The 12,191-nt window shown below is 55.0% G+C and carries 9 protein-coding genes; all 9 read right to left on the bottom strand.

The window, feature by feature from the left end:
- Positions 1-1,037: 1,037 nt before the first annotated feature.
- The 9 genes from B1748_RS03485 to B1748_RS03525 all read right to left on the bottom strand — a co-directional run bounded on the left by B1748_RS03485 (position 1,038) and on the right by B1748_RS03525 (position 12,188).
- Positions 1,038-1,751, bottom strand: coding sequence for a YdeI/OmpD-associated family protein (locus B1748_RS03485; protein WP_087566476.1), 714 nt, complete (start codon positions 1,749-1,751; stop codon positions 1,038-1,040).
- A gap of 2 nt (positions 1,752-1,753) precedes the next feature.
- A complete protein-coding gene (locus tag B1748_RS03490; RefSeq protein WP_087566477.1) occupies positions 1,754-2,503 on the bottom strand; it encodes a tRNA threonylcarbamoyladenosine dehydratase in 750 nt (249 codons plus the stop codon).
- Between the two features lie 34 nt (positions 2,504-2,537).
- Positions 2,538-4,355, bottom strand: coding sequence for an aspartate--tRNA ligase (aspS, locus tag B1748_RS03495; RefSeq protein ID WP_087566898.1), 1,818 nt, complete (start codon positions 4,353-4,355; stop codon positions 2,538-2,540).
- Positions 4,356-4,420: 65 nt separating this feature from the next.
- On the bottom strand, positions 4,421-5,668 hold the full coding sequence (hisS, locus tag B1748_RS03500) for a histidine--tRNA ligase (RefSeq protein WP_087566478.1): 1,248 nt from the start codon (positions 5,666-5,668) through the stop codon (positions 4,421-4,423).
- 427 nt (positions 5,669-6,095) lie between these two features.
- Entirely contained in the window at positions 6,096-7,583 is a 1,488-nt protein-coding gene (locus B1748_RS03505) for an FAD-dependent oxidoreductase (RefSeq protein ID WP_087566479.1), read from the bottom strand.
- 20 nt (positions 7,584-7,603) lie between these two features.
- Positions 7,604-8,626 carry a glycoside hydrolase family 130 protein gene (locus tag B1748_RS03510; RefSeq protein ID WP_087566480.1) on the bottom strand — a complete coding sequence of 341 codons (1,023 nt, stop codon included), beginning with the start codon at positions 8,624-8,626 and terminating at the stop codon, positions 7,604-7,606.
- Positions 8,627-8,735: 109 nt separating this feature from the next.
- Entirely contained in the window at positions 8,736-10,262 is a 1,527-nt protein-coding gene (locus B1748_RS03515) for an extracellular solute-binding protein (RefSeq protein ID WP_087566481.1), read from the bottom strand.
- 104 nt (positions 10,263-10,366) lie between these two features.
- Positions 10,367-11,257, bottom strand: coding sequence for a carbohydrate ABC transporter permease (locus tag B1748_RS03520; protein ID WP_087566482.1), 891 nt, complete (start codon positions 11,255-11,257; stop codon positions 10,367-10,369).
- Between the two features lie 16 nt (positions 11,258-11,273).
- Complete coding sequence (locus B1748_RS03525) at positions 11,274-12,188, bottom strand: ABC transporter permease (protein ID WP_087566483.1); 915 nt, start codon at positions 12,186-12,188, stop codon at positions 11,274-11,276.
- Between the last annotated feature and the right edge of the window lie 3 nt (positions 12,189-12,191).

Raw genomic sequence — 12,191 nt, forward strand, 5'->3', positions numbered from 1 at the left:
CCTTCGAGGGCTCATTATAGCTGATTTCTCAGCTATATCAGGCGGCTTCACACAGGCGAAGGCTCGTTACGGTGCTCGGTTTTTCATACACATTCGCTCGTCACCGCCTGCCAGCGCCCCACTATACTCGGTTTTTCATACACATTCGCTCATCACCGCCTGCCAGCACCCCATTGTACTCGCTTTTTCATACACATTCGTGCGTCACCGCCTGCCAGTGCCTCATTGTACTCGCTTTTTCATACACATTCGCGCGTCACCGCCTGCCAGCGCCCCATTGTACTCGCTTTTTCATACACATTCGCTCGCCACCGCCTGCCAGCACCCCATTGTACTCGGTTTTTCATACACATTCGCTCGTCACCGCCTGCCAGCGCCCCATTGTACTAGCTTTTTCAAACACATTTGTCTCCGTCCCCCCACCAACGTCGTATTGTGCTCGATTTTTCATACAGATAGCTGACTTTTCAGCTAAATTCAGCGCATCCACATCAGTACCGCCCACCGAAGCATATTTTTATACTTCGGTTCGTGGATTGGCGTCCGAGTACATAGGCAGTGTGCGGGCACCATTTAATTGGCTTTCCCGTCAAAGTCGGGATGGGATTGGCTCGGGAAGCAGCTTCCCCCTCTTACAAAAAACAACCGCCGCCGGACGAGTGCTACACTCATCCGACGGCGGTTCTATATGACTTGATACATATGTCGACGTTTTGCCTGTAACATGAACCGGACAGAAAGCAACGGTTTCGTTGCCCTCCGCCGTCTGTTGACGTTATAATCATTTACCCTAGTAGCCTGTCTGGTTTCGTAGTCAAACCTTCTGGGCTATCGACGGTTTCATAGTTAAACCTACTAGCCTGTCGACGGTTTCGTAGCCAAACCTGAAAGCCTGCCGACGATTTCGTACAGGCATGAGACGATTTCGTCGTTGACCCAGCCAGCCAACAGCCCCGTTCACGACTTTACTTGTCCGCCGGCCGACAACCACGTTCTCGTTCTTACTTGTCCGCTGGACGACAGCCCCGTACACGACCTTACTTGTCAGTCGGACGCTTTCGCCCCTGCTCGAGCTTCTCGATCGTTGCTGCGACTCGCTTCGTTCGCGTGTCTTCCCGTTTCGCGTCCAGAATCCAGCGCAAATAATCGCGTTTCATGGAGTCGGTCAACGTTTCGAAGAAGTCCGCCGCGGCGGGAGAGGCTTGCAGAGCCTCGGTCAGATCGACCGGCATTTCGGGCAAAGACGCGTCAGCATCCCGAATAACCTCGGAACGATTACCTGCGGTTTCCTGCTTCTGCCCCTGGTTCTGCTCCCGCTCCCGCTTGGCGCGCGTCTTGCCGGAATCTCCGACTCCAGCCGGACGGAACCGAAGGGCCGACCAAGTCTCGTTCATGGATATATTGGAGACGGCATCCATCTCGAGCGCCTTCATAAACTGCCAGCCGCTGTCCCGGTTGACGTCCGTCTTGATGCCGGAAGAGCCCTTGGGATAGCTGATCCAAAGCAGCCCGTCCCACCGGACGGCGCCGATCGCCGCCGGAGCCCTCTCCGCCAATTCGGCTATGGACGATACGAACAGATGCACATAATCGTAGCTTGCCGAATCCAGCTTGACATCCGCATCCGGACTTAAGCCCGCCGTTGTCGGGAGGCCAAGCTCTCCTAACACATCGTAACCTGCCGGAGGGAATAAAACGAGAGCCTTGGCGCCATCCGTCAGGCGAAGTTTGCGGACTAGCTCGCCGTTCATGTTTAGTTGCCCCCGCTTTCGAGCAGATCCTTCACCACGACGCTCACCATGATGAGTCCCGCCACGGGCGGAACGAACGAGTTGCTCGACGGAGGCTGCTTGGCCTTCCGAATTTCAGGCGCGTTCTCCGGCACGATTTTTTGCGTCACGTCCTCGCGCGGCTTGATAGGATCCTCGTCCGAGAAGACGACCTTGACGCCGCGTTTGATGCCGTCCTTGCGCAGCTTCGTCCGCACGACCCGCGCGATCGGATCCGTGTGCGTCTTGGAGATGTCCGCCACCTTAAAGCGAGACGGGTCCATCTTGTTCGCCGCGCCCATGCTGGAGATGACGGGAATGCCCCGCTCCAGGCACTGCTTGATCAGATGCACCTTGTAGATGATCGTGTCGGACGCGTCGACGACGTAATCCAGTTCGTATTCGAACAGCTTCTCGTACGTCTCCTCCGTATAAAACATCCGAAGGGAAATAACGTCGCATTCCGGATTGATCAGCTTGATGCGGTCCTTCATCAGATCCGCCTTGGGCTGGCCGACCGTCGTCGTCAGCGCGTGAATCTGGCGATTGATGTTCGTAATGTCGACAACGTCCTTGTCGATCAAAATAATCCGGCCCACGCCGGTGCGTGCCAGCGCTTCGGCGGCAATAGCTCCAACGCCGCCGATACCGAGCACGGCCACCGTGCTGCCTTTCATAATATCGAGCCCCTCGGGGCCGATCGCAAGCTCCGTTCGCGAGAATTGATGCAGCATGTTCGCCGCCTCCTTCTTCCGTCTAAAGTCCGGACTACTGGTTAGATTCGCCGGCCGGCGCGCCTGCTGCCGCCGCAGCTACGGGCTTCGGCTTCAGAACCGTGCGAATATGCAGCTGCTCGAGCTGCGAAAGTTCGACTTCGGACGGAGCATCGCAGAGCAGGTCCGTTGCGCTTGCCGTCTTAGGGAAGGCGATCGTCTCTCTAAGGTTCGTACGGCCCGCAAGCAGCATGACCAGACGGTCGAAGCCGAACGCGATGCCGCCGTGCGGAGGCGTGCCGTAGTCGAACGCGTCCAGCAGGAAGCCGAACTTCTCGTGCGCTTCTTCCATGGTAAAGCCAAGCGCCTTGAACATTTGCTCCTGCACCTCGCGTTTGTAGATCCGCATGGAGCCGCCGCCTACTTCGTAGCCGTTCAGCACGAGATCGTACGCCTGAGCGCGGATCTTGCCCGGATCGGTGTCGAAGTAATGGAGATCCTCTTCCTTCGGACGCGTAAACGGATGATGCTCCGCCACGTAACGTTTCGCTTCTTCATCCCAGCCAAGCAGCGGGAAGTCTACGACCCAGGCAAACTTGAACTTGGAATCGTCGATCAGACCGAGATCGCGGCCGAGCTTCAGACGCAGGTTGCCCAGAACGTCCGCGACAACCTTCGGTTTGTCGGCGGAGAACGTGAGTAGGTCGCCTTCTTCTACGCCTAGACGTTCCGTCAAAGCCGCGATTTCCTCTTCCTTCAGGAACTTCACGATAGGACCGCGCCATTCGCCGTCCTTTACCGTAATCCAGGCAAGGCCTTTGCCACCGTAGCGCGCAGCAAACGGCTGCAGGTCGTCAAGCTCCTTGCGGCTCCAGCTCGCGCAGCCCTTGGCGTTGAGCGCCTTCACGACGCCGCCTCCAGCCGCCACGCTAGCGAATACCTTCACGTCGCTGCCGGAGACGATGTCCGTAATGTCTTCGATCTCCAGACCGAAGCGCAGATCCGGCTTGTCGGAGCCGTATTTGTTCATGGCGTCCGCGTAAGTGATGCGTTGGAACGGAAGCTCCAGCTCTACGCCGACCGTCTCGCGAAGCAGCCTTGCGGACAATTGCTCCATCATGCCGAGCAACTGGTCTTGGGAGAGGAAAGAAGTCTCGATGTCGACCTGCGTGAACTCGGGCTGACGGTCCGCGCGAAGATCCTCGTCGCGGAAGCAGCGCGCGATTTGATAGTAGCGCTCCAGGCCTCCGACCATAAGCAGCTGCTTGAAAATTTGCGGCGATTGCGGCAGAGCAAAAAATTCGCCTTCGTGCACGCGGCTCGGAACGAGGTAATCGCGAGCGCCTTCCGGCGTGCTCTTGGTCAGGATCGGCGTCTCGACTTCGATAAATCCTTCGTTGTCCAGGAAGTCGCGGAAAATCTTTGCGGACTTGGAACGAAGCAGAAGCGTCTTCTGCATTTCCGGACGGCGAAGATCCAGGTAACGATATTTCAATCGGAGCGACTCGTCGACTTCCACACCGTCCTCGATTGGGAACGGAGGCGTCTTGGCGGCGTTCATCACTTCGATTTCGGTTACGCGAATTTCGATTTCGCCGGTAGCCAGGTTCGCGTTGTACGTTTCCGGATCGCGCTCGACTACTTTGCCGGTTACCGCAAGCACGTATTCGTTGCGGGCGCGGTCGGCGATAGCCAAGGCATCTCCGGAGAAATCGGGGTTGAATACCGTTTGCACGATGCCCGTGCGGTCGCGAAGGTCGATAAATAATACTCCGCCAAGGTCGCGGCGACGCTGCACCCAGCCGTTCAAAGTAACCGTCTGGCCTACGTCCTTTTTCGTCAATGTTCCGCAGCTATGCGTCTTCAACATCATGTTCATCAAACTCCTCTTATTGGACTAAATTAGGGTCTTGCCAAATGTCTTCCAAATATCTTGCACTATCTCAAGAGCTCGTCGGCCAGAGCCGACAAGGCAACCGGCCGCTGATCTCCCGTCGCCATCTCCTTAAGCATGATCTCGCCGCGGACAAGCTCGTCGTCTCCCAGAATAGCCGTGAACCTTGCGCCCAGACGGTCCGCCGACTTCATCTGCGCCTTCATCTTGCGTCCCTGGTAATCTCGCTCGGCTCGAATGCCCCGCGCGCGAAGCTGGTAGACCGTCTTCGATACTTCGCGTTCGGCGGCTTCCCCAAGGGCGACAACGTAAACGTCGATGCCGTTAAGCTCCGGCAGCTCCGTATTCTGGTGTTCCAGCAGCAACACCGTACGCTCCAGGCCGATGCCGAAGCCTACGCCCGGCTGATCGGGACCGCCGATGTCCGCGACCAGACCGTTATAACGTCCGCCGCCGCCGACCGTATCGATGGCGCCGATGCCTTCCGCTTTGAACTCGAACGCCGTGTGGGTGTAATAATCCAGTCCCCGAACCAAACGGTGATTGATCTCGAACGGAATGTCCATATCTGTTAGACATTGCTGCACTTTCTCGAAGTGCGTCCGACATTCGTCGTCGAGACTGTCCAGTATGGAAGGCGCATCCGTAAAATGTTTCTGATCCGTCTTGCAGTCCAGTACCCGAAGCGGATTACGATCCATCCGGGATTGACAATCCTTGCAGAGAATTTCGCGCATGGGCTCCAGAAACGCCAGCAGCCGTTCGCGGAACGCCGCGCGAATCTCCGGAGTACCCACGGAATTCACTTCGACGCGAACGCCCTTTAAGCCAACCTCCGTATAGAAGCTGTAACCCAAAGCGATAACCTCCGCATCCAGCGCGGCGTCTACTGCTCCGATCGCCTCTACGCCGAACTGGTGGAACTGGCGGTAACGTCCCGCCTGTGCCCGCTCGTACCGAAACATCGGACCGATATAGTACAGCTTCGACAAGTCCGGCTCGCCGAACAGCTTGTTCTCCACGTAGCCGCGAACGACTCCCGCCGTTCCCTCCGGCCGGAGCGTCAGACTGCGGTCGCCGCGGTCGATGAAGGTGTACATTTCTTTTTCGACGATATCCGTCGTCTCCCCGACTCCCCGCTGGAACAGCTCCGTCGATTCGAACATTGGCGTCCGGATTTCTCGGAAATTGTAACGTCGGCACAGCTCGCGAGCTTTGCCCTCAACGAATTGCCATCTCTCGACCGCACCCGGCAGGATATCCTGCGTGCCCGGCGATTTCTGAAATTTCATCCCGTACTCCTCCATTCTCTGTCCATCTGAAAATCAAAAAACTCCCGCCCCTCCCGGCATAAGCTGCCGCAAGGGACGAGAGTTGTAGCTCCCGTGGTACCACCCACATTCCGAACCATGTCTTCGCGCAAGTAACCGCCTGCCATGATTCTCTCCAGGACGGGTAACGACCGTCAAACGCATGTACGGCTATTGAGGCACCATGTCCGGAGCTAGCGGCAATGCCGCATGTCGTGGGTGTCCGTTCGCCGAATGTTCTCGGGGAGGTTCTTCATACCACCGGAATAAGGACGCTTGCAGCCTTGGCGTCCCTCTCTGCGTACTCCAAAGAGGAATTACTTTGTCCCGTCATCGAATCCATATGACAATAATAGATGTAATTTTACCTTCCCGCAGGACATAAGTCAAGAGATCGAACGAAGACGCATTACATCAACACTTGTCCATCTTTCTGCAATCGTTCGCGCAGCTTCCCGTAATCCACTGCCTGAACGGACGCATCCGCTTCCAGCGCCAGCGCCGCGGCCGTTGCCGCCGATTGGCCCAATACCATGAATACCGGCTCCATGCGAATCGAACCGTATGCGATGTGGGAAGCGGACAGGCATACGGGCACAAGCAAGTTCGCGCATTGTTCTTCCTTCGGCACGATCGAGCGGTAGCTGATCGGATAAGGACCGCTCAGCTTGATCTGCACGTCGCCTTCGTTGACGACGTCCCCTTCCGCGCTCACATGCCGCTGCGTGTTGTGCGAATCCATCGTGTAGGAGCCTTTCCCGATGGGGTCCGATACGGCCTGCCGCAGGAAAATATGGTTCTCGTTCATAACAAATTCGCCGATCATCCGCCTGGATTCCCGGATATACAGCTGTGGCGACCAATGGTCATTCTCCACGAATTCGTCGAGGGGCAGCCCCCAAGGCGCATAGAACGAACGAATCTCCTGCGGCACGCGCTCATGATGCTGCAGCGTCCATATCAAGCCGCGCTGATGGCGCTCGTGCGCGGCGGCGATCGCCTCCCGCTCCGCATAAGAGGCTTCGGGATATTCGTCATTGTATCCGATGAAATCCGTCGAGAAACCTTTGTCATTATTCGAGTCCGTCTTGCGATTAGGCACGCCGTTCAACTTAAAGAAAATCTTCTCGCCTTGCTCGATGGCCCGAAACAACAGCTCGTAATTCCGTTCATCGTAACCTTCCGGTTGTTCGACAAAGACACGATTGAGCGGATCATCGGTCAGACACATCCGATAGCAATAGGCCTGGATGCGATGATCGCCTTGTCCGTCATCGCCGCCGGCATCCGGGTTGACGCCCGGCAGCAAGCCGCTTGCGGGGTTGCCCTTCACGACGTAAGGGTCAATCCCTCGCGGAAGTTGGTTCTTAACGGCTATTCCCGATTGAATGCCGTTATATAACTCCCCATATACCTTATTGGATTCCCGGCCAGTCGCATACGACACGCCCGCAGCCTTCATAAGGTCGCCTTCATACCCGGTATCCATGAACATCCGGCCATTGTAGACGCGACCGGATTCCATGCGGATCGAGATCAAACGATTGCCTTTCTTCACAACCGGATCGGACGGATCAAGCCGCTCGCCCAACCTTACGTCGATGCCATATTCCTCGACCCATTCCTGGAATACGGCCAGCGCTTCCTTCGGCTCGAACAACCATGCCGCATGCTCGGAGCCATACCTGCGTCCGAGCCGCCTGTAGAAGTCGAGCGAAAGCCCGCCGATCGCGCTCTTGTCGCCGAAGTCGGTGTCGCCTAATCCGCCGCTGCTAAGCCCGCCAAGCCGATTAGTCGGCTCCAGCACGACTGCGCGCAGCCCCATCTTGCCAGCCTGCACGGCGGCAGCAAGCCCTGCGGATGTCCCGCCATAGATGACCAAATCGTAAGTCGTCATTTCCTCCCGCCTTCCGCTCTTTATTTAACGCCTTCCAGACACAATGCGATCAGATCGTCCACATGCGCCGTAGCCAGACACTCGACGGTGTCGGCGGCGCCATAATAAATTTTAACTTCACCGTATTCTTCAAGAATCATGCCGCCTGGAAAAATGACATTGTTGCGGAATCCGCCCTCCACCTCGTATGAAGCCTCCGGCGCGAGCAACGGCCCGCGATACTGCCCGATTACCTTGCGCGGATCGTCCAGGTCAAGCAGCATTAGGCCGGCGCAATACCGTTTCTTCCAAGCAGACTCCCAGCCGTTTTTGCCGCGCGACGGATCGATGTCTACCGCATGGAACGTTGTCAGCCACCCATGCTTCGTGCGTACCGGCGGCGCGCCTGGACCAACCTTGTCGTTGGCGTACTCAACGTCCTCGACGCCCAGCACCAGCGACGAGCGACCCCAATAGATGAGATCTGGCGACTCGGACAGCCACAGATCGAACCGGTCGCGGCCGCCCCGGCCGTACACGGGCATCGGCCTCTCCAGCCGCATATAACGGCCGCCTACCCGCTCCGGAAACAGCACCATGTTCCGATTGTCCGGCACGCTCAAACTCAATACGTCGAATTTCGCAAAATCTTCCGTCACGGCTATGCCGCCGCGCAGCCCATGCCTCGTATCCATGGCGAAACACATAAAGACTTTGCCGTCCATTACGGTCAACCGCGGGTCGTATACCCGATACACTTCCTCATCGCTCCATTGCCAGATCGGCGCGGATTGCACCTGCCAGTTAACGCCGTCGTCGCTTGTAGCCAGCCCCAGATTTGTCGTCCGTCCAGGGTACACCTCTTCTGTCTCCTCGTTGCCATAATCGTTGCGGAACACCATGACATATTTGCCTTCGTATTTCGCCACGCCGGCATTAAACACCATTGCCGGACCGTAAGGCACCTGACGGGGCGACAGCACGGGATTATGGGCATGCCGATGGATGACTGGAGCAGACTTAAGTTGTCCGATCAGAGATTCTCTTGAAGAATGAATATTCATGGGGGACGCTCCCTTCTTGTCTCGCTATCGTATCGATTCCCTGTATTTCAACGAATCGGGACCCCGACAGCGCCGGAGCCCCGAACTCTTGCTTATTTATACACGTACCTTATTTGTTCACGTACCAGGCATTGATTTCTTGAACGACTTCTTCGCCGCCAGCGCTGTTCCATGCTTTCTGCAGGCTTGCGATGCCGTCATCCGTTACTCCGTCAACGATCATCTTGATCAGAGAGTCGTTAACCGTGGTGCCCAGTTTGGCGCTGGACGCCGAGTACTTCGGCAGAAACGGCGAGAACGCCAGCGGATCTTGGTGAGTCTGTTCCTTCGGAATATTGTTGACGATCTGGAAATTGTCGAACATCGGCTTGTTCTTCTGCAGGCGCGCTTGCCAGTAGGTTACGAAGTTCGCTTCATCCATGCCGATGACGAAGTTGCTCGCTTGTCCTCTCGTATTGGCGAAAGACGGCTCAATCGGAATATAATTGCCGTTCTCCACCTTGTAGTCCACGCCTTCTTCACCGATAAAGAGTCCTTTGAATACTTCCGGCTCCAGCAGCGCGTTGATCATCTTCACCACGTCTTCGGCATGTTTGGACGACTTCGGCACGAAGGTGATTTTGTTGAATCCTCCTACAATGGTGAATCCGCTAAGTCCGTTAGGACCCTTCATCGGGGGAATGAACTGATACGCTGCATCAGGCACATTTTTTTTCAACGCTTCGTCGTAGCCCGGGATCGAAGACCAGCGCGTCCACAGCACGCCTGCGCGTCCGCTGGTGAATTTTTCGGCTGAAGTCGCGGATTTATTCGTCGCGAATTCTTTATCGAGCAATCCCTGTTCGTATAGCGAGCGTATGAATACCGTATAATTTTTTAGTTCGGGATGGCTGGAGACGTTTTCGATTTTTCCATCTATCTCATTCCAATGTCCATAGATCCCGAAAGCGCCCATGATATTGTCGATCAGGCCGGAACTGTCCATCGTAAAGGGGATGTTGTTTTTCCCGTTGCCTCCCGGATCCTTCTCCTTGAATGCTTTCAGTACATCCATAAATTCATCCAGCGTTGTCGGCATCTCCTTGCCGACCTTCTCCAGCCAGTCGGTGCGGATAAGCAATCCGCTGCTCACGTAGCTGACATTCAGCGTCGGGATCCCGTAAATTTTCCCATCCACGGTTGCGCCGGCGAGAGACTCGGGGGAGATCGCCTGCTTAATATTCGGCCCGAACTGTTCGATCAACGGCGTGAGATCCGTCAAGGCGCCGTTCTGTGCAAAGTTAAAGAAATCCTGCTTATTCATCGCATCGATGAAGTCGTAATCCGTGCCGGAAGCCATGATCAAATTCAGCTTATCGCTAGGCTTCTCCTGCGGCAACATGTCGTTCTTAACTTTGTAGCCTGTCTTCTCTTCCACGAACTGATTTACCGGGTACGTGTTGTAATCTTCCTGCATGTAGTTGCGCAATCCTTTGAGCGTCGGCTTCACTTCCGGAGCCGCCTCCGAACCGGCAGGCGGCGCGCTGGCGCTTGGCTTGTTTCCGGCATTTTCATTTTTTCCGCCGCAAGCTGCCAGTACTGTCGTGAAGGATAACATCAAAACGATCGTTGCTACCAGCCATTGTTTCCTTGACATGTGAACCCCTCCATGAGTTTCATTATAAATAATCCCTTGGCGCTTCACTATAGAAAGCACAAGAGGTTATTCCGCTTGGACCGGCGCCTGTGCTGCCGCCGTGGTCAACCTTTAACGGATCCGATCAGAATTCCCTTGATGAAATACTTCTGCAGCAGCGGATAGACGAGCAGGATCGGAATCGTCGAGACGATGATCGTCGCATTGCGTATGCCTTCGGGAGACAAGTTGAGCAGCGAATCGATGTCCTGATTGAGCAGATTCTCGTCCGAGGCTTGTAAAACGATGTCTCGCAAGTACAGCTGCAGCGGCTTCAGCGCCGGATCATTTAAGTACAGCATCGGAGAGAACCAGTTGCTCCAATAGGCGACCGCATAGAATAAGCTGATCGTAGCAAACACGGGCGCCGAAATCGGAATGATGATGCTAAACACGATTCTCAGATTGCTCGCTCCATCAAGCTTCGCCGATTCTTCCAGGCTCTCCGGCAGACTCTCGTAATAGTTTTTCATCAGGAGCATGTTGAATACGTTGATAAGCGCGGGCAATATGAGCGAACCCAGATTGTCCATCAGATTCAGATTTTTGATGAGCAAATAGGAAGGCACCAATCCGCCGTTGAACAGCATCGTGAAAATATAAAGCAACAAGATAAATTTAATGCCGGGCAGATGTTTTTTCGATAGCGGATATGCGGTTACGGCAGTGAAAAGGACCGATCCGAGCGTGCCGACGACAGTAACGTAGATCGAAACCAGGAACGCTTTCTGGAATAATTGATCGCGTATGACGAATATCATATTTTCCATCGTGAAGGCTATCGGCATCAGCCCGACTTTGCCGGATATAATCGCCCAGTTGGAGCTGAGAGACTTGGCGAGCACGTTCAGAAACGGAAACAGGCAGAGAATGGCCGAGCCGATCAGGATGATGTATACGAGCCAGATGTAAACCCGTTCGGATAATGACTGCTTTATTTTCATTGTTTTTCCCAATTTCGTCCGCTCCTTTCTACCATATGCTCTTGCCCGTAACCCGCTTGGCCAGTGCGTTGCCGCCGATGACGAGGATAAATCCGATCACCGACTCGAACAGCCCGACGGCGGTCGAGAAGCTGTATTCCATTGAGGTTAGCCCCATTCGGTAAATGTAAGTTCCAATGACATCGCCTGTCTCATAGACGGTTGGGTTGTACAGGAGCAGAATCTGTTCGGTTCCCGCTTCCAGCACACTGCCGATCCGCAATATGAGCATCAGCACGATCGTCGAAGCAATCCCGGGCAGCGTGATCGTAAAGACCTGCTGAATGCGGCTTGCGCCATCAAGCTTGGACGCCTCGTATAATTCCGGATCGAGTCCTGCGATCGCAGCGATAAAGATGATTGCGTTCCATCCCGCTTCCTTCCAACCGGCCGTGGCTACGATTACGCTGCGGAAATAGCCGTTGTCCATAAAAAAGTTGATCGGTTCTCCGCCGAAGTAGGAGATGATTCCATTGACAATGCCGGTTTGCGGAGACATGATGTTGACGAACAAACCGGCGATGATGACCCACGACAGAAAATGAGGCAAATAAATAATCGTCTGAATCGTACGTTTGAACCACATGCGGCCGACTTCATTCAGCAAAATCGCAATGATAATCGGAATTGGAAACAGGATGACGATCTTATATAGGCTGATGAGCAGCGTGTTCGTCATGATGCTTCCGAATTCATCCGAGGCGAACAGTCTCTCGAACTGCTTAAACCCTACCCATGGGCTATCGCCAATTCCTTTGAAAATGTTGAAATCCTGAAACGCGATGACCAGGCCGTAAATCGGCGTGTATTTGAATATAGCCAAAAAGACGAGTCCCGGAATCAAGAGCAGGTACAAATCGTAATTGCGCTTGATTTGCGATATCCAATGATTACCTCTGTTCATGCT

The organism is Paenibacillus sp. MY03, assembly GCF_002165585.1.
Classification (GTDB): Bacteria; Bacillota; Bacilli; order Paenibacillales; family Paenibacillaceae; genus Pristimantibacillus; species Pristimantibacillus agaridevorans.

Bases quoted from the DNA above. Each gene is read 5' to 3' on its own strand.
- B1748_RS03485 (WP_087566476.1), bottom strand. From the start codon at position 1,751: ATGAACGGCGAGCTAGTCCGCAAACTTCGCCTGACGGATGGCGCCAAG.
- B1748_RS03490 (WP_087566477.1), bottom strand. From the start codon at position 2,503: ATGCTGCATCAATTCTCGCGAACGGAGCTTGCGATCGGCCCCGAGGGG.
- aspS (WP_087566898.1), bottom strand. From the start codon at position 4,355: ATGATGTTGAAGACGCATAGCTGCGGAACATTGACGAAAAAGGACGTA.
- hisS (WP_087566478.1), bottom strand. From the start codon at position 5,668: ATGAAATTTCAGAAATCGCCGGGCACGCAGGATATCCTGCCGGGTGCG.
- B1748_RS03505 (WP_087566479.1), bottom strand. From the start codon at position 7,583: ATGACGACTTACGATTTGGTCATCTATGGCGGGACATCCGCAGGGCTT.
- B1748_RS03510 (WP_087566480.1), bottom strand. From the start codon at position 8,626: ATGAATATTCATTCTTCAAGAGAATCTCTGATCGGACAACTTAAGTCT.
- B1748_RS03515 (WP_087566481.1), bottom strand. From the start codon at position 10,262: ATGTCAAGGAAACAATGGCTGGTAGCAACGATCGTTTTGATGTTATCC.
- B1748_RS03525 (WP_087566483.1), bottom strand. From the start codon at position 12,188: ATGAACAGAGGTAATCATTGGATATCGCAAATCAAGCGCAATTACGAT.